The sequence below is a fragment of the Agromyces sp. P2_B3 genome, from assembly GCF_056404815.1.
Genome location: NZ_JBFUDH010000023.1, coordinates 18,072 through 34,636 on the forward strand (window position 1 = coordinate 18,072; position 16,565 = coordinate 34,636).

General features: G+C 65.6%; 18 protein-coding genes and 2 pseudogenes. 14 read left to right on the plus strand and 6 right to left on the minus strand.

The window, feature by feature from the left end:
• Positions 1-10: 10 nt before the first annotated feature.
• On the minus strand, positions 11-631 hold the full coding sequence (locus AC1DZA_RS18895; protein ID WP_476773905.1) for a DUF6668 family protein: 621 nt from the start codon (positions 629-631) through the stop codon (positions 11-13).
• A 190-nt stretch (positions 632-821) separates the two neighbouring features.
• On the opposite strand from AC1DZA_RS18895, the gene AC1DZA_RS18900 reads away from it, so the two are divergent.
• From AC1DZA_RS18900 to AC1DZA_RS18930, 7 genes are all read left to right on the plus strand, one after another.
• Positions 822-1,064, plus strand: a complete 243-nt coding sequence (locus tag AC1DZA_RS18900; protein ID WP_476773906.1) for a helix-turn-helix domain-containing protein — start codon at positions 822-824, stop codon at positions 1,062-1,064.
• Positions 1,061-1,588, plus strand: coding sequence for a hypothetical protein (locus AC1DZA_RS18905; RefSeq protein WP_476773907.1), 528 nt, complete (start codon positions 1,061-1,063; stop codon positions 1,586-1,588). The genes AC1DZA_RS18900 and AC1DZA_RS18905 overlap by 4 nt, the downstream gene beginning before the upstream one ends.
• A 1-nt stretch (position 1,589) precedes the next feature.
• Positions 1,590-2,657 carry a M23 family metallopeptidase gene (locus AC1DZA_RS18910; protein WP_476773908.1) on the plus strand — a complete coding sequence of 356 codons (1,068 nt, stop codon included), beginning with the start codon at positions 1,590-1,592 and terminating at the stop codon, positions 2,655-2,657.
• Positions 2,657-3,490, plus strand: a complete 834-nt coding sequence (locus AC1DZA_RS18915) for an FHA domain-containing protein (RefSeq protein WP_476773909.1) — start codon at positions 2,657-2,659, stop codon at positions 3,488-3,490. Before AC1DZA_RS18910 ends, AC1DZA_RS18915 begins: the two co-directional genes overlap by 1 nt.
• 136 nt (positions 3,491-3,626) lie before the next feature.
• Positions 3,627-4,043: a helix-turn-helix domain-containing protein gene (locus tag AC1DZA_RS18920; protein ID WP_476773910.1), complete on the plus strand. Its 417-nt coding sequence runs from the start codon at positions 3,627-3,629 to the stop codon at positions 4,041-4,043.
• A 79-nt stretch (positions 4,044-4,122) separates the two neighbouring features.
• Entirely contained in the window at positions 4,123-4,359 is a 237-nt protein-coding gene (locus tag AC1DZA_RS18925) for a hypothetical protein (protein WP_476773911.1), read from the plus strand.
• Positions 4,360-4,700: 341 nt separating this feature from the next.
• Positions 4,701-6,500 carry a hypothetical protein gene (locus tag AC1DZA_RS18930; protein WP_476773912.1) on the plus strand — a complete coding sequence of 600 codons (1,800 nt, stop codon included), beginning with the start codon at positions 4,701-4,703 and terminating at the stop codon, positions 6,498-6,500.
• Positions 6,501-6,522: 22 nt separating this feature from the next.
• On the opposite strand, the gene AC1DZA_RS18935 is transcribed toward AC1DZA_RS18930, so the two are convergent.
• Positions 6,523-7,746, minus strand: coding sequence for a hypothetical protein (locus tag AC1DZA_RS18935; RefSeq protein ID WP_476773913.1), 1,224 nt, complete (start codon positions 7,744-7,746; stop codon positions 6,523-6,525).
• Positions 7,747-8,499: 753 nt separating this feature from the next.
• Positions 8,500-9,555 carry a hypothetical protein gene (locus tag AC1DZA_RS18940; RefSeq protein WP_476773914.1) on the minus strand — a complete coding sequence of 352 codons (1,056 nt, stop codon included), beginning with the start codon at positions 9,553-9,555 and terminating at the stop codon, positions 8,500-8,502.
• A gap of 104 nt (positions 9,556-9,659) precedes the next feature.
• On the opposite strand from AC1DZA_RS18940, the gene AC1DZA_RS18945 reads away from it, so the two are divergent.
• Complete coding sequence (locus AC1DZA_RS18945; protein ID WP_476773915.1) at positions 9,660-9,806, plus strand: hypothetical protein; 147 nt, start codon at positions 9,660-9,662, stop codon at positions 9,804-9,806.
• 180 nt (positions 9,807-9,986) lie between these two features.
• Here the strand turns inward: AC1DZA_RS18945 and AC1DZA_RS18950 are convergent, their stop codons facing one another.
• Positions 9,987-10,208: a hypothetical protein gene (locus AC1DZA_RS18950; protein WP_476773916.1), complete on the minus strand. Its 222-nt coding sequence runs from the start codon at positions 10,206-10,208 to the stop codon at positions 9,987-9,989.
• 89 nt (positions 10,209-10,297) lie between these two features.
• Between AC1DZA_RS18950 and AC1DZA_RS18955 the strand changes: the two genes are divergently transcribed.
• The 3 genes from AC1DZA_RS18955 (at position 10,298) to AC1DZA_RS18965 (ending at position 12,623) form a co-directional block, all read left to right on the plus strand.
• A complete protein-coding gene (locus AC1DZA_RS18955; protein WP_476773917.1) occupies positions 10,298-10,900 on the plus strand; it encodes a DUF3560 domain-containing protein in 603 nt (200 codons plus the stop codon).
• A 599-nt stretch (positions 10,901-11,499) separates the two neighbouring features.
• Positions 11,500-12,168: a ParA family protein gene (locus AC1DZA_RS18960; RefSeq protein WP_476773918.1), complete on the plus strand. Its 669-nt coding sequence runs from the start codon at positions 11,500-11,502 to the stop codon at positions 12,166-12,168.
• The gene (locus AC1DZA_RS18965) at positions 12,168-12,623 is read left to right on the plus strand and encodes a hypothetical protein (protein WP_476773919.1); all 456 of its coding nucleotides are present in this window, start codon (positions 12,168-12,170) and stop codon (positions 12,621-12,623) included. Before AC1DZA_RS18960 ends, AC1DZA_RS18965 begins: the two co-directional genes overlap by 1 nt.
• A 30-nt stretch (positions 12,624-12,653) precedes the next feature.
• Here AC1DZA_RS18965 and AC1DZA_RS18970 read toward each other — a convergent pair whose 3' ends face one another.
• The gene (locus tag AC1DZA_RS18970) at positions 12,654-12,935 is read right to left on the minus strand and encodes a hypothetical protein (RefSeq protein WP_476773920.1); all 282 of its coding nucleotides are present in this window, start codon (positions 12,933-12,935) and stop codon (positions 12,654-12,656) included.
• 1,082 nt (positions 12,936-14,017) lie between these two features.
• Here AC1DZA_RS18970 and nrdH point away from each other — a divergent pair.
• The 3 genes and pseudogenes from nrdH (at position 14,018) to AC1DZA_RS18985 (ending at position 15,646) form a co-directional block, all read left to right on the plus strand.
• Positions 14,018-14,241 (plus strand): annotated as a pseudogene (gene nrdH, locus AC1DZA_RS18975) (glutaredoxin-like protein NrdH).
• A gap of 59 nt (positions 14,242-14,300) precedes the next feature.
• Positions 14,301-14,735, plus strand: a complete 435-nt coding sequence (locus AC1DZA_RS18980; protein ID WP_476773921.1) for a single-stranded DNA-binding protein — start codon at positions 14,301-14,303, stop codon at positions 14,733-14,735.
• Positions 14,736-14,956: 221 nt separating this feature from the next.
• Positions 14,957-15,646, plus strand: coding sequence for a hypothetical protein (locus AC1DZA_RS18985; RefSeq protein WP_476773922.1), 690 nt, complete (start codon positions 14,957-14,959; stop codon positions 15,644-15,646).
• Between the two features lie 421 nt (positions 15,647-16,067).
• Here AC1DZA_RS18985 and AC1DZA_RS18990 read toward each other — a convergent pair.
• Positions 16,068-16,304: pseudogene (locus AC1DZA_RS18990) on the minus strand (transposase); the annotation flags it as partial.
• Positions 16,305-16,565 lie beyond the last annotated feature (261 nt).

Genomic DNA, 16,565 nt, shown 5'->3' on the forward strand with positions numbered 1-16,565 from the left:
TTCCTCTCGGTTAGCGCTGGAAGCCAGCAGGAGTGCTTGGTAGGGACAAGTCGGCGAAGAGGCGCTTCAGATCAGCTGGCGCGGTGTGGAACTCAACCGGGTGACCGAGGCGCCAGGCCTCGTGCCACTGAATCGCCCACGTGCGGGGCACGCCGCCGGAGACGACTTCCTTGAAGTGACGGAGCTGCTTCGGCAGGCGACCGGGGGCGTCCGCGATGAGCACCAGACCGAGGAGCTCTATCTCATCGCCGAGCTCGCGCGATGCCCACTCGGTGGCGGCGCGCTGCGCTGCCGCGAGGCCGACGTAGTTTGTGCGTGCAACGAGCACGACTCGGTGATAGGTGCCGCGGACGACGGGCATGGGCCATGCGTGTCCCGCGGCCCGAGAGCCTCCGCCAAGGGCGGCGAGCGTTGACTCGCCCGCGCCGCCGTGAACCCCGACCCACCACACAGTGGCAACGCCAGCCTGTGGCGTGCGCGGCAATCTGTCTGCCGTGTCCGGCACCGGGACGCCGGGTTGCGGTGCCGTCGGTCGCGCTGCCACATGACGTCGCGTTGCGTGCAACGGTTCCGGTTGCGTCTCAGGTGCCTCGTTGTGAGCTGTGGTGACCCAAGGGTTCGTGTCGCTCATAGCCTGGCCCCTCCCTTCCAGTGCTCGAACATCCCCGAGTCATTCTGAGGGTGTCCCCCGGTTGAGGGAGAATTGCCCGGGCTCGCCTGTTCATAAGTCCTGCTACCGTCTTGGCGTCAATCTTACCTAGTTGTTGCTAATTTGTACCTATGTGATCCAATTTGCCCCAGATGTCAGTAACATTGGATCCGTGACGACCGACACCAGTTACGGCTGGCCCGACAGTGCACTCGCCCGGTACGGCGAGACGATGACGGTGCACGAAGTCGCTGCAGCTCTGGCGTCAACGCCCAAGGCAATCCGCGCTCTCATCAATCACCCCGCCGAGAAGCACCGGCTTCCAGCCTCTAAGCTCGGGCGCAGCTGGGTCGTGGGGCGCACCGACCTCCGCGCATATCTGCTCGAGCACCGCAACATCAGGGGGAACCGTTGACGTCCCGGATCACGGCCACCGCCGCTGCGGCAATCGCCGCGGCGCTCCTGTTGAGCGGCTGCACCAAGGTCGCCCCGAACGAGTCGAACGGGCAAGGCCCGCTTCCGTCGATCAACGCGGCACCTTCTCCCTCAGCAGCGTTCCATGCAGACCAGCCCGATGTGCACGACACCCAGGATCTCGTCGACGCGCCGGAAGCGGGCGTCGTCAGCCAGGCCGACGCAATGACGGCGGCCGAGCGCGTCATGGCCGCGTTCGCGCGACCCGCCCTCACCGAAGCGCAGTGGTGGAACGAACTCCTGCCCCTGCTCAGCCAGACGGGCGCGCACGCTCACGAGGGCACCTTGCCCGAGAACATCCCAGCCAGCGCCATCACCGGGCCGGCCACCCTCGTCGACGGCGCGACGGACGTCATTGCGCTTGTCGAAGTCCCCACCGACGTCGGAACCTACATCGTCACCCTCACTCGAACCGACGCAGCGCAGGTATGGCTCGCCGAACGCATCCGACCGGCGCAGGGCTGACATGGCGGCACCCAAGGCAGGCACACTCGCGGTGATCGCGATTCCCACAGCCCTCGTCGCCGGGCTCTTCGCACTGATCATCCTCGTCATCACTCCCGGAGCCGCTGCCGCCTGCGGCGCCGGCCAAGGCAGCCGCGCGAACCCGAATGCAGTTCCGACCGAACTAGTGGCGGGCTACACGGGCGAACAGCTGAAGAACGCCGCCTACATCATGAACGCGGCGATCGATCTCAAGCTCGACCGGCCCGCCCAGGTGCTCGGCGTGATGACCGCGATGGGCGAATCAAGCCTGAGGATCCTCGACTACGGCGACGCCGCCGGCCCCGACTCCCGCGGTCTGTTCCAGCAGCGCGACTCGTGGGGGTCGCTCGCCGACCGGATGGACCCTACGAAATCCGCGACGCTCTTCTTTGAGCGCCTCCTCACCGTCGAAGGCTGGCAAACGCTGGCGCCGACCATCGCGATTCACCGCGTGCAGCGCAACGCTGACCCGTTCCGCTATGAGCGCTTCCAGGACCCCGCCGAAAAAGTCGTCTCCGCCCTCTCAGGACAGAGTGGGCAGTGCGCCACCGGCGACCTGCGATTCCCCCTCTCCCCCGGCTACAACATGACCGACGACTACGGCCCCCGCGCTGACACCGGCGTCGGCGCGAGCACGTGGCACCCGGCAGTCGACCTGCAGCACTACCCGAACCCGTGCGGCGACCCGGTGTACGCCGTCATGGCGGGCACCGTCACCCTCTCGATCAACTCACAGGTGTCGATCAAGCATCCCGACGGGTTCACCATCTCCTACCTTCACATGCGGCTGCAGGACACCACCGTCAAAGCAGGCGACCAGGTGACGCCCGGGCAACAGATCGGCGCAGTCGGCAACGAGGGTCGGTCCACCGGCTGCCACCTCGACTTGCGCGTCAACGTCGCCGGCAACACGAACCCACAGATCGCAACGCTGCAGCTGAGCCAAGCACTCGCCTCGCCCCGCCCCGACTTCGTGAACCCCGAAGAGTTCTACAAACTCTTCGGACTCGACCTCTGCCCGTCCGATAGCTGCGCGAGGAACAACTGATGGCCGCGAACATCCCCAGCTACCCCGTCGTCGACGTAACCGTCCGCGAGGACGGATCCGCTCATGTCAACACCGCGGGCGATCACTTCGATCTGCCCGCCGGCGAGGTCAGCGAAACGAGACGCGCGATCATTGCGCACGCGATGGATCTGGCCCAGCAGCTCGGCAGGCCCGTGCGGATGCGCGCCACCGACCCGACTGGTACGTGGTTGCAGGCCGTCGGCGTCGACGGCAGTGTGACCGACATGACCGCCGCCCCCTCCAAGAAGCGCCCCAAGGCGGCGCCGGTGCGCCTGGGGCCCGCGCGCCCGCCGACACCCACGAGTGCCTCGCTCTCGCCAACCGGTCCCCCGCCGTTGATCGCTCCTTCGCCTGTCGCCGCCACGCCATCGTCGATTCTTCCGGAGACGACGACAATGCCCGGCATGCCTCACACGCCGTCGACACCACCCGCTCCCATCGGCGAAGCGACACGATTCGTCCCCCGTGGCGTGCCGGCCGCGCGACGTGCGGTCCTTCGCTTCAGCACCGGTGAGGTAGAGACCATCGCCGGAGCCGCTGTCATCGGCCGGAATCCCGTCATCCCCGCTGGCGACGACGCCTTGAGCATCGCGATCGCGGACGCCAGCCGAACCCTCTCCAAGACGCACCTTCGGCTCGAGCTCACGGCCGCCGGCATCACCGCCATCGACCTCGGCTCGGCTAACGGCACGTACCTGGTCGTCGAGGGCACAGAGACCGAACTGACGACAGGAGTGCCGTACCCCCTCGAGGACGGGACGAGCCTCGAGCTCGGCACCGACGTCATCGTGACTATCTCAATCGCCGCATGACCCGCACACCCACGGCCCGAGCCCTACGGGATAATGCGATGAGTCAGATTCACACCCCAGCGAGCCAGTTTGACCGGTCCCCCGCCCTTCCGCTGTGCCGGCAGTCGGCTCGCCTCACCCAAGGCGACCGAGCGACATGGACGACGAATACTGGGCCACGTTCCCAGCCGCGCTCACGACGGCCGACGTCGCCCGCGTCCTCCGCATCAGTGAGAACACCGTCCTTCGCCGTCTCCGTGACCGCAAGCTGCCCGGTTACCGACTCACCACGAAGTGGTTCGTCTTCCGCGACGAGCTGCGCGCGGTGCTCGACACGGCGAGCAACCGCCGTACAGGGGCGCCAGAAGCCGTCGACGCCCTCGCCGGCTACCCCGAAGAGCTCGGCTATCGCGACCTCATGGAGCTACTCGGCAAGACCAAGCCGACCATCTACGCCTGGCTCGACGCCGGCACTCTCCCCGCGTATCGGGTCGAGGGGCGCTGGATCGTCTACCGCCACGAGCTGCGCAAGACCCTCGACGAGGTGCGGAACACGCCTCGTCTCACTGCCTGAGCTGACTTCTCGGCGCGCGATAGCGGAGGCCTGCGGCGTGGCGCGCACGTATGCATACACACCTCGCCAAGATGGCGATATGGCCGCATACAAGGGTCGCTACCGCCGACCGGACAACAAGCCGACTGAACTGCTGCAGGCTCGCGTTTCCCCGGAGATCCGGCGAGCGGTCCACGCAGCGGCGCAGGAGAGCGGTGTCTCCGCCTCTTACTACGTTGAGGCCGTCCTCAACGATCTCCTCGCCGACGGCGGCGCGCTGCCCGTCGTAAGCGCACCCATCCCCGACCAGTTGGAGTTGCCGATCCCAGCCGCTTAAACGAAAGAGCCCGCCGCTTCCGCGACGGGCTTCTCCCAAGTATTGAGCTCTAACCCTCACAGCCGCCAAGCACCGAGGTTCGAGCTATATGAGTTCCAAGCCGGAAGAGCCGGAGGGCTTTTCACACCTTGAAAGGTGATGCCATCGTAACCCCGAGTGAGCGCAAAAGCCGCATCTATGGCGGCGATTTGACCCACGGCGTGTCCCCAGAAGCAGGGGCAGCATGGGAGCTCACTCGACGTCTCAGCCCTCGGGGTTCCGTCCGCGTCGACGCTGACGGAACGAACGACTACTGGCTCACCCACCGCGTCGACGACGATGCGCCCGCTACCCCCTGGGCGATGAACCTCACCACACCCGACGGCCGATACCGGTACCTCTCCTTCGACCTCGACGCAAAGAACGGCAACGCCGCCTATGACGCCGGCCGACTCTCGCACTGGCTCGACGAGCTCAACATCGACCATCTCGTGTGTGTGTCGGGCCCGACCGGAGGCCGCCATGTCTGGCTTTCGCTCGACGAGCATGGTGCACCGGCGGAAATCGTCGGCACGATCGCCCACCTCGCATCACAGCTGCTTCCGTCGCTCGACACGACCCCGCTGCGCAACCCGGCGACGGGAAGCGTGCGGCCACCGTTCACCCCCCACCGTCGCGGGGGCCGGTCGGAACCGCAGAGCCCCGTCGACGTACTGCTCGCGCACACCGTCGGCCCCGATGAGCTCGCGGCGCTAGAAGCGTTCCTCGTTGACGCCGGCGCGACTGTCGCGCCGGTCCCGCAAAGCCTCGTCAAGGGCATGGCCCACGACTCCGAGGGCCGCCCCTATCTCATCGGCGCCAAGCGCGACATCTCCGCTCGCATCCGGGAGCTGCTGAACGCGGCACCGGCCGACGACACCAGCCGAACCCAAGGAGCAGTACTCGTAGGCTGTGCCCGAGCCCGGTGGCGCTACGCCGACGTGGCAGCCCTTCTCGACGTCTCCCCCGCCCTCGAGCACGCCCGCTCACGGCCGGCCCCCGGCGGCCGTCTTCCGCGGCCACGTGCGGCATCCGAGAAGCTGCTCGAGGCAGATTGGACACGCGCCGTCTACTACGCCGCTCACAATCCGCTCGAGCACGACGGGGACGACGAAGAGTTCGTCGAACGAGCCATTGCGGCCAGCGCGGCGGTCGCCGCGTGCCAGGAGCGCGCCGACGCATCGCCCGGACGATGGGGCCTGGACGCGGCCTCACGAGCTCAGCGGGCCTCTCAGGGCCGCTACAGCCATCGCGCCGTGCTCGACGCCGCATGCCTGTACCTCGTGCAAGCCGCCCGAAGTGACGTCGAGGTAGACATACGGCGGCTGTCGGCCGAGACCGGCTACGGCCGCGAGGCCTGCCGGCTCGCCCTTCTCGCGCTCTCCACACCTGACACAGAGGGTGACGTCGAGAGCTCGTGGCTCGTGCGTGTTGCTGACGCCCATGACGTACACGGCGCACGCTTCCGACTCTCCGAACGCTTCTCCACAGGAAGAGTCGGACCGGAGTGGTCACAAGCAGCCATGCGCCCCTCGCCCCAGGCTGCCCCAGCCGACGCACAACGCACCTGGTGGATCAACCGGCTCGCCTCGAAACTCCACCTGCTCGCTCAGGACACGTTCGCTGCCCCGGGAAGCCTCGGACGAACCGCGGGTCGCGCCTACGCCTCTCTGCCTGAGGAAGGCGCAGCTGATATCTCGGAACTGAGCGCGGCCGCCGGCATGACTGCTCACCAGGTCCGCCGGGCGCTGCACCGACTCCACCAGGCCGGCCTCGCTGAACGCGGCAAGTCTGGGTGGCATCGCTCCACCACCATCATGACTGGAATCGTGGCGATCGCGATCGGAGTCGACGGGTACGTGCTCGAGCGGAGCACCCGCTACGACATTGAGCGTGGCGTGTGGGCATGGTGGAGCGCCGAATGCGCGTGGATGCGCAAGCGCCGCAAGAAGCGGCGAGGCCGACGAGCTCCGACCGGTGTCGCCCTGTTCTCCCAGAATGATCGCCCCGACTACACGAAGTACCCGCGAAGCCCGACAGGACGACCCGACCACGCCCAGGCTCGCGCTCTCGTCGAGGCCGGTATCCTCAGCGCCAGCCGCGTCGACCAGCTCGCCGCGTAGAGGAGGGGCTAGATGGCCCCCTCTACGCGGCTTTCGCGAACCGGTCTCGGAGGTACTCGAGGCGATCGTCGTCGGCGAGTGTCCAGGTGAAGCGCATTGTGAACGTCATGGCGCCCCTGAAAGACGCCATGAGTTCTCGGAGCTCATGCTTTTCTTCTTCTGTTCCTCGGTCTGCGTGCTTGATCTTCTCTGCAAGGTTGCGAACCGAGACGATGGTGGCGGCCATAAGAGGCTCAAGCGTGCCGTGCTCGTTGGGCGCCTGGCCGGCGTACACGAAGCAGAGAGCCTGAGCGCGCTTGGTTGCTCGCGGCTTCGCATTCCCGCTGCTCGGTGTGTACACGAGCGTGCTGTCACTCGGGAAGTGCTCCTGGCTCCATGCCAGGACGTAGGTCTCATCGAACGCGCCCCGTAGGAGACGATCAATGAACTCCACCAGGCTGGTTGCAGCTTGCGAAGCCCCATCATCTGATAGCTCGAGCGCCTGCTCGAATCCGCGGAGTTTTCGACCGAGCTGCTCGCTGATCTCTTCCGCACGGCGCATGGTTTCATCGCTTAGCGCAGCACGCAGCGCGTGGACCAGCTCATCCACATCAACGTCGAGCCCTGAGCCCTCATCGGCTCGATAGGGAAGATCCAAGTCTTCGAGTCTCAGGCCCTGCTTTTCCATGAGCTGATCGAGGGCGTTATCGAGCTGGAGCGACATATGCACCAGCGTGAACTCGGTAAAGCTAAGACCCGAACCATCACGTACTGCAGCTGGCGCGGCGGTTGCCGCATCGTGAATCGCCTGAGCGACTGGGAGGCAGAAACGAAGCATGCGCCGTGCCGCCAGCACCAGCAGAGCACCGTCCTCTGCTGCCGCGCGCTTGAGTCGCGTAAAGTGCGCCGAACCGAGGATCTTGTTCAAGAACCGCTGCTTCGCCGGCGACTGAAACTCTGCAATGCGACGCTTCAGATCGTCCTGGAAATCTGAATCTACCCATTGGGTGAACCGCTGTACCCGCTCCGGATCGAGGTTGAGCAGCGGCTCGAATCGAGAGGACGCATCCTGGAGTCGTTCGAGCAAGGGGCGGGCATCGCGGTCATCGAGCAGCTCCCGGACGGTGACCACGACGGCCTCGAGAACGTCGATCGTGATGTCCGGTATTCCGAATCTCTGACGGATGCCGGCGGGGATGGCGAATAGCTCGCGAGCCAGCGCAGAGACGAACTTCGGATCATCTGCGGGCGTTTTCTTCGGCACCATGGCTCCAATCTCGGTCACGAGAGGAACCCGGTTCCGATCAGCTAATTCGGCTGTGAATTCACACTTGAATTCTACCGGTGACCGCCGACACAACTGAGGAGTGCCGACGTGGCGTCTCGCCACCCGCCGGGCTGTCTAGGCCTCGAGGCGGCGGAGGAAAGAGGCCCACGGCGTGTCGGCCGTCTCGACGGAATCGAATGTCCCGAGCTCGACTCGCTGTAGGGGCATCCCGTCCACCTTGAGCTCAGCAATCAGGCGTACTTCGCGGCCGTCGGACAAATGAACGCGGCTAACGCTGACAAGGTGCTCCGCATTTATCCCAGAGCAATGGCCTACCCGATGCGTCTGGAATCGCCAGGAGCTTCATGGCCAGAGCCTAGCGAGGGGCCGCTGCGCGGCACTGCACTAGTCGTTTTGTTTGCCTTCCTGGCCGTTCATCGTAGCTCCCTCCGGGGCCTGCGCTATGGGCTTTCGCGGCATATCCTCCCTCGGTCGCAAGCTCCCTCAGTCCGGTATTCCACGACCCTCCGGTCGCAATCGATTCTCTTCGCCAGGAGGCAAACAAAAACGGTTGACAACGAAGGAGAGAGCAATGGCAACCGACACCACGACCCGACCCGCTGCGGTCGTCGAGCACATCGACCCGCAAAGCATCGTCATCGAGGCCAACGTGCGCCCCGGTGACACCATGAAGCCGCCGACCAAGGAGTTTATCCCGATTCGCGAGCACGGTGTCGTCATGCCAGTGCACGGCTACCGCGACGAGCAAGGCAACGTGCTCGTGCGGATGGGCGAGCGCCGCACTCTCGCTGCCCGCGAAGCCGGGACTGCCGACAGTTCCCGTCTACATCGTCGACGGTGACCAAAAGCGCGGCGCGACGCATCATCGACCAGTTGATCGAGAACGAGCAGCGCGCCGACCTCACCGAGGCCGAGCGCTCGGCGGCATGGCAGCAACTCGCGTTCGAAGGAATGACGCCCAACAGCATCGCGAAGAAGACCGGTACCAAGGTCGACCGTGTGAAGCATGGCCTCGCAGTCGCTGAGAACGCCGTCGCGACCGCGGCCGTGGTCGCGCACGAAATCGACTTGGAGCAGGCCGCAATCCTCATCGAGTTCGAGGACTCCCCCGAGGTCGTCGGCGATCTGATCGAAATCGTCAAGACGGAACGCAAGCAGTTCCGGCATGCCGCCCAGCGCGCGCGAACTGACCGTGATCTCGCCGCAAAAATCGCAGAGCACGCCGAGAAGATGCGCGAAGCCGGGTACGAAGTGCTCGTCGAGCGGCCCCGCTGGGACGATGACGACTACCTCAGCATCCACCGACTCCGGACCGCCGACGGCAAGGCCGTCGACCGCGATACCCTCGCACTGCTCGAAGGCCGCGCTGTCACCATCGACCTGTGGCGCGTGGACGAGAAGCCGCAGTGCGACTACTACCTGCGCGGGTGGAAGGAAGCGGGCTACCGCGACCGCGACGCGGAGACGGGGCGCAGCAGCAATGGCGGCCCGATGACCGACGAGCAGAAGGCCGAGCGCAAGGCACTCATCGCCAACCAAAAGGCGTGGGCGGCTGCTGAGGCCGTGCGCCTCGACTGGCTGACCAAATTCATAAGCCGGAAGACGCTGCCGAAGGACGCTCCTCTGCTCATCGCGCGTGGCCTCACGTTCCACCGAGGCGACGTGTACCGGGCGATGCAGGAGGGCAACGGCTCCGCGCACACGCTGCTCCGAATCGAGCGAGGCACCGGCTGGCGGTCCGACAAGCTCTCCGAGTTTGTCGTCGCGAACCCGTCCAAGGCGCAGCACGTCAGCCTCGCGATCGTGCTCGGCGGGATCGAGGACAACACCGACAAGAGCGCGTGGCGATACCCCGACGCTGAGAAGGCCGCCTACCTCGCCCAGATCGCCGCGTGGGATACACCCTCTCGGAGGTCGAGCAGTTGGTCATCGCCGGCGCAGCCGCCAAGGCTGCCGCTCGCGCCGACGCTGGCGTCGACGACGAAGCAGACGAGTTCGACACCGATGAGTTCGAACCCGGCGAGTTCGAGGAGGAGTGACCCAGCAGGCCGGGCGGGCAACCAGCCCGCCCGGCCCCTCTCGACCCGAGCCGGCCAGGCGAGGGGCGACCCCTCGCGCTCTCCCGTGCTCGAGGCCCGCGGCTATCGCTCCGCCGTAGATGCCCGCTTTACAGACTTACAGACTCCGAAGGATCCTGACATGCTCACCAACACCCACACCTACGATGCTGGAAGGATCATCGATGCCACCAGCAAGGGCGACGGCTCATCCGAGGTGTTGAAGGCCAACCGCTGGCGCTGGGACCGCAGCATCGCCGCCTGGTACATGCCGAACAGGCGCGACCACCGCCCGAACCGGCACCGGATCGAGGCAACAGCGGCGGCGCTGCGCGATGCCGGGTTCGAGGTCGCAACCGCAATCGATGACACCACGCGCACCACGGCCGAGGTCGAGGCAGGTAAGATCGCCCGGCAGGAAGACCGCGTGAACGCAGTGCAGGTCAAGGCCGAGCGCAAGAGCGACGCGGCGGATGTCGCATGGGAATCCGCCAAGCGCGCACTTTACCGGGCTGCCCGAGGGCGGCGAGCCAATCAAGATCGGCCACCACTCAGAGGGACGCCTTCGGGCTGCAATCGCCCGAGCCGACCGCGGCATTGGCCGAAGTATCGAGGCTCAGGAGGCGGCCGACCGCGCGGCCGACCGCGCCGAGACGGCCACTCACACCACCGGCGCACGCTACGCCCCGGTGACCGTGGCAAATCGCATCGAGAAGATCGGCGCAGACATCCGCCGAGCCGAACGAGCGATCGAGGCCGACCGCTACGACCTCGAATCCGGCTACCAGCCCGCGGGCGGCGAGCTCAAGGCCGCCGGCGCGAGCCGGGCCGCGCCCCGGCTCGCCGAGCTGCGGGACCAGCTCGAGTACTGGGAAGGCGTTCGGACGCAGCAGATCGCAGACGGCACCGCGACCGGTTACACGCAAGAGCAGATCCAGAAGGGCGACCTGGTGAGGATTCGCGGATACTGGCGCGAAGTCGCGCGGGCCAACGCCAAGACAGTGAGCGTCACCACCGGATACAGCTGGAGCGACACCGCGCCCTATGCCGAGATCCAGGAGCACCAGCGCCCCTAGCCCGAGGCGGGCGGGCCGGCCCGCGAGGGGCGCCCCTCGCACTCGCCCGCCGGCGGCCGCTTCGCGGCCCACCCTTTGAGGCTTGTTCGCCATTCCGGCCGATCATCGTAGCTCGCTCCGCCGGCTACGTTCCGGGCTTTCGCGGCGCCCGAGCGAGGACTGACCGCCGAGCGGCACGCCTTCGCGGGCGGGCCGCTCCCCTAACCCGACCCCTCATCGACCCGACCACCTACGCAGAGCTCAACGCCATTGACCGACGCCCCAGCTCGAGGCGATAGCCGAAGGGCCGGCCTCTGGACGGCCCCCTCACACTCCCCCGGCTGTTCCTACAGACTTACAGACTACAAAATCTGTGAGTCTGTAAGGTACAAAGACTGGATCTCTGTAAATCACGAAGTTTGTTAGGCTGTGACTTACGAAATTGGGAGCTCCGGAAAGTACAGAATTACAGAAGTACAGAAGTACAGAAGTACAGAAGTACAGAAGTACAGAAGTACAGACTCAGGAACTTACAAACTCTGGAGCCTCGTGAGTTACAGAGTCGCGACACACCGACTCTGTAACTCGGTAACATCCAGACTCACGGATTGGATCACAGCATGAGGATCGTTGCACTTGTCGGCCAGAAGGGCGGCATCGGAAAGACCACCACGACGGTGAATCTCGCCGCGGTGCTGGCAAAGAATGCGAACCGGGTGCTCGTCGTTGACGTCGACCCGCAGGAGTCGACGACCTGGTGGGCCGAGAACGCGGGGGAGCGACTGCCGTTCGACTTCACGGCGAGCGTCGACGCGTCGAATCTCGCCAAGCTGCGCGACCTCGACGACGAATACGACGTCGTACTCATCGACACCCCCGGAAATCTCGAGGCCGAAGCCATCCTGGCCGCCGTGCTCGAGGTGGTCGATTTCGTCGTGGTACCCCTGGCCCCCGAGGATCTCGCCGTGCAGCCCATCGTCCGCACGGTCCGTCAGCACGTCGAGCCCCGGGGCATCCCGTACCGGATCCTGCTCAGCAAGATCGACATGCGCAACGCGGGAGAGCTCGAGGACTGGGAGCGTCTGGTCGACGAGGGCCTGCAGCTGCCTCGCTTCAAGCAAGTCATCCGCTACTACAAGACCCACAAGGACGCGCCTGGACGCGGCGACGTCGTGACCAACTACCCGGACACCCGCGCAAACCGCAACGCGATCTTCGACTACAACGCCGTCGCGTTCGAGCTCGTGTCGCTCTGGGCGAACCAGCCGGCCAAGACAGGGAGCAGGTAATGGCACGCAAAGATCTCGGGCTCCTCACGCGCCGCATCGACGAGATGAAGCCGACTCCGGCGGCCGCCGAGCCTGCCCCAGCTCTCGTCACGTCCACCCCCGAAGCCGGGCCGACCGTTGTCGCTGAGGCGCCGGCGTCCGTTCCGGCTGCGAACGCAGCTGCCCCACGGAAGCCCGCGGCGAAGAAGCAAACCTCGACGCCGGCCCCGCGGTTCGGCGCGGTGACGGAGTACGAGCGGAAAGAGACGTGGCTACGGCCAGACCAGCAGGTCGCCCTCGACCAGATCGCCAAGCGGCTGCAGCGTGCCAAGGATCCAGGCGAGAAGACGCGCATCACCGCAAACACGATCATCCGCGTTGCCGTCGATGCGCTGCTCGAGCACGCAGACCAGCTGCAGGGGAACACCGAAACCCAGATCCGCGAGTCTGCAATTCTCAGCATTCCCGCCAATTAGGAAAGTGCAATACGCTCTGCCGGGGCGCCTTTAGCCGGTCTGTTTCGTGCCGGCCGAACGAGGTCGGCCGGGTGGCCGGCGGCGGTCTTCGATCCCGGCGAGATCATCAGCTGCCCAGACGGCACCGCCATTGAGCTCGCCAACAGGTGCGGGTAGCCACTCGGCGCCGCGCAGCTTCGCATTCCGGAGCGAGTTGGCCGTTATCCCGAGGCGCGCCGCCAGGCGGCCGACGTCGTACAGGTCGGCGGGACCAGGGCCAGGGTCGGCCGGCTCCGCCGATCGGCCGGCCGATGCGTGCTCGCGTTCGCTCACCTGTCCACCATAACAGGTGCGCTTCCGCACAATTTCTGATAACGTAGGGCGCAGCCGCACCAATTTAGGAGCCGGCAAATGAGCCGAACAGCACCGTCGCCCACACCGGCAGCCAGGCAGTCGCACCGGCCACTGAACATGCTGTCGACATGGCCACCGTGAGTACGACACATACTCACGGTGGCCGCTGTTTCCGCTCTATGCTGCCTGGCATCGCGCCGTGGACGCTCGATCTCTCGATCGTCCTGCCCCTCGGACTCGAGGCCTATGCGGCCTTCTCCCTCGGTGTATGGCTCACGCACAAGCACATCTCGCCGTCTGCCCGGCACTTCGCCAAGTGGTCGTCGTTGGCTGGCCTCGGCCTCGGCATCGCCGGCCAGGTGACTTACCACGCTCTCGTCGGCCTCGGATTCGAGACCGCGCCGCTGTGGGTCGTGATGGTCGTGGCCTCGTTCCGGTGCTCACCCTCGCCGCGGCGAGCACACTCACTCACGAGCTCGGGTCCGGGTCGAAGCGCACGGCGCCGATCGGCCGGACCGACGAGTCCAGCCCGACTGAGAGCGACCATCACGCCGGCCACGACGGCGAGAACATCGAGGATGTTCTCTCTCTGGTCGGCGCTGATGTGGCCGACGAGGAGTGCACCTCGACCAGCAGGAAGCGGCCGGTCTCCGAGGAAGAGCGGCGGAAGATCGTCGCAGCGGCCGATTCAGCCATCGCCACCACCGGCCGCTACTCGGAGCGCGCGATCGCCCGGAAGTTCCGACGCTCGCGCGACACATCAATCGCATCCTCGATGAGGCTCGGGAAGAGCTCGCGGCCAAGGAGGCGGCCGCCGCCACCGAACCGGCCATCGCTGCGTGATGTACGGCACAACCGAGGAGGCCTTCTGGCCGTTCACCGTAGTTCGCTCCGTGCCTACGTGCCGAACTTTTCGGACGCGCCTCTGCGGGGCTTATCTCGCCCGAAAACTGGTGCACTCCGGCACTCCGGCACTCCGGCACTCCTGCTCACTTTCGATTTCTCTCGCCAGACAGGCCAAAAAATTGTTGGTGGAGGCGACAGAGATCACGAGCAAGCAGATGACCGTTTACACGAAGCCCTCTGCGTGCAGTGCAACGCGACGCATCGGGCGCTGGACAGCAAGGGCATCAGCTACGAAGTGATCGACCTCTCGACTGACGACCAGGCGCTCGCGACAGTGAAGGAGCTCGGCTACCTGCAGGCTCCCATCGTCATCACCGATGGAGACCGCTGGAGCGGATTTCCACCCGACAAGATCGCGGAACTGACCGCGGGGGAGTGAGGCACATGACGATCCTGGACACCCTCAGCGCAGACAACTAGCAACGAAGGAGCAGAACCATGGCAACACGCACCATCACCGGAAACCTGGCCGCCGACTCCGAGGTCGTGCAGGCCGGCAGTATCAAGATCACGAAGTTCCGGGTGCTCGAGAACACGGGGGAGTACCGCCGCAGTGAGTACCTCGAGCACGACACCCCCACCGTTCACTTCGTCGAGGCCAAGTTCGAGCTCGGTGAGAACGCCGCGGCATCGCCGCACAGGGGCGATGCCGTGATCGTGGTCGGTCGCGAGCACACCAGCAGCTGGGGCCCCGACGACGCGAAGCAGTACGAGCCGCGTCATCGAGGCCGACAACATCGGGCCGAGCCTCACGCGAGCCGTCGCCCAGGTGCGGCGAACCGCCCCGGACGACGACGGATGATGAGCAAAGGGCCGCCCGCCGCCCGCCCGCTCAGTAGCGCTGAGGCGGCCGCACAGACCAGCGGGCATTAGCCCGCATCCGCCTAGCGATTCTCTCCCGCCAGACGGACGCAGGGCCGGCCCAAACGGGCCGGCCCTTTCGTTTTGCCCAGCTCGAAGTAAGTCGTGCCTGATGGCTCAATCTCGAGCAATGAGCGACGCCCGGAAGGCATCGTCTCCCGTTGCAGTGCCCTTCCTTGAGAAGTGGCGAATGTCGGCGCGGATTGTGGCGCGGGACGGCGTAGTGTCGGCTTGTGTCTCCCGAGTTGCTCGCCGTTGTAGTGGCAGGCAGCTTCGCCGTGATCGGCACGATTGTCGGCGGGCTGATGACCACGGGGTTCGGTCAATCTGCGGAGCGGCGACGCCTTGCCGCAGAAGACGACCGTCGCTGGCTCGCTGATCGGCGTAAGGTTTATGCATCGTTCCTGGTGCTCAGCCAATCCATGCTCCGAGAGATCGACGGCGTCGCAGTATTTCTTCCGTATCAAGGGGACGAGGAAGTCACCGAGGAAGACGAAGCTTTCATCGGAGAGGGGCTAACCGACTACTTCACTCGCTGGGACGAGGAACTGCAACCTTCACTGGGCGACGTGCAACTCGTGGCGGGCGCCGACGTAGCTGACCTCACACACCGCGTCTCCGGTGCACTGATGGAGATCACAGCGGTCGTCGAGAAGCGTGGCCCATTCGTCAACTACTACCCGGGCTGGTTCCGCGCGCAAGACCTCCTAGGAGTTCTCCGCAATGCCATGCGGACTGAACTCGGACTCAAGGACGCTGTCGTCGCGGACTATCCGCGTGACGAACAATGGCCATGGCTGCCCGACCGGCCCTCTGAAGGCGAATACATACGTCGCCAGACCGAGATCCCGGGACGCCCACCGCTCACTGCCTCCGAAACGGCCCGGCTTCCTAACGGAGCAGATCGCGATCTGTCGCTCTGAGGGATGGACGTACCGACCGGGACCCGCGTACCCGTCAAGGAATCCCACCTTGTGCCCCGGCGACTGCTGCCTACCTTTCCCGCGAACGCTGCGAGATATGACTCCAGATGGCGTGCTTAAACTCCGATTGAGCTCGTCGCTGCACCGCAGTGAAGAATTTTGACGTCTTGCTCACAGGCCCCCGCTTGCAGGCGAGGCTATAGAAAGCGCCCGAGCACTCACGTCCAAATCGTGAAGACACGCCGGTCTCGTGCCGCATCCGACTGTGCCCGTAGGCGGTCCGGCAGCGGACGTGAGTTCGATCGTCGAGCGCAGCGGATGCCCCGTGGCGAAGGAGGTGCCCGTTTACCCAGCCCGGCAAGAAGCCCGCATGGGTGCGGCGGATTCTGGTGATCGACGCAACAGAGTAGGTCGTTGCAGGCTATCGGAGTGCTGGTTGTGGGGTGCGGTGTTCGTGTTTCAGGCGTCGTGCCGGGGTGTCGTAGTCGAGGGTCTTCCGTGGGCGGTGGTTGATCTCGTTGACGACGCGGGCGACGTGTGCGGCCGAGTGTTGGGCGAGGTTCGTGCCTTTCGGGAAGTACTGGCGGAGGAGTCCGTTGAAGTTCTCGTTCGCGCCGCGTTGCCAGGGGCTGGCGCGTTCAGCGAAGTAGATCGGGATGAACCGTCCTGACTTTTCTGCCGCTCTTTTCTGAGCGACACGAGAGGATGGCAAGGTGCCACGCAAGATTGACCACGAAGTTCGTTCCAGGGCTGTGCGGATGGTGACACAGCACCGTTCGGAGTACTCGTCAGAGACCGCCGTCAGAGCCCAGGTCGCCGAGTCGCTCGGGGTCTCGCAGGAGTCCGTGCGCCGGTGGGTGCAGCAGTTCGAGATCGACACCGGCGTCGTCGCGGGGGTCTCGTCCGAGGAGCGTGAAGA

Coding starts and splice junctions, on each gene's coding strand:
- AC1DZA_RS18960 (WP_476773918.1), top strand. CDS start 11,500: ATGAGGATCGTTGCACTTGTCGGCCAGAAGGGCGGCATCGGAAAGACC.
- AC1DZA_RS18920 (WP_476773910.1), top strand. CDS start 3,627: ATGGACGACGAATACTGGGCCACGTTCCCAGCCGCGCTCACGACGGCC.
- AC1DZA_RS18915 (WP_476773909.1), top strand. CDS start 2,657: ATGGCCGCGAACATCCCCAGCTACCCCGTCGTCGACGTAACCGTCCGC.
- AC1DZA_RS18965 (WP_476773919.1), top strand. CDS start 12,168: ATGGCACGCAAAGATCTCGGGCTCCTCACGCGCCGCATCGACGAGATG.
- AC1DZA_RS18910 (WP_476773908.1), top strand. CDS start 1,590: ATGGCGGCACCCAAGGCAGGCACACTCGCGGTGATCGCGATTCCCACA.
- AC1DZA_RS18980 (WP_476773921.1), top strand. CDS start 14,301: ATGGCAACACGCACCATCACCGGAAACCTGGCCGCCGACTCCGAGGTC.
- AC1DZA_RS18925 (WP_476773911.1), top strand. CDS start 4,123: ATGGCCGCATACAAGGGTCGCTACCGCCGACCGGACAACAAGCCGACT.
- AC1DZA_RS18895 (WP_476773905.1), bottom strand. CDS start 631: ATGAGCGACACGAACCCTTGGGTCACCACAGCTCACAACGAGGCACCT.
- AC1DZA_RS18955 (WP_476773917.1), top strand. CDS start 10,298: ATGTCGCATGGGAATCCGCCAAGCGCGCACTTTACCGGGCTGCCCGAG.
- AC1DZA_RS18930 (WP_476773912.1), top strand. CDS start 4,701: ATGAACCTCACCACACCCGACGGCCGATACCGGTACCTCTCCTTCGAC.
- AC1DZA_RS18935 (WP_476773913.1), bottom strand. CDS start 7,746: ATGGTGCCGAAGAAAACGCCCGCAGATGATCCGAAGTTCGTCTCTGCG.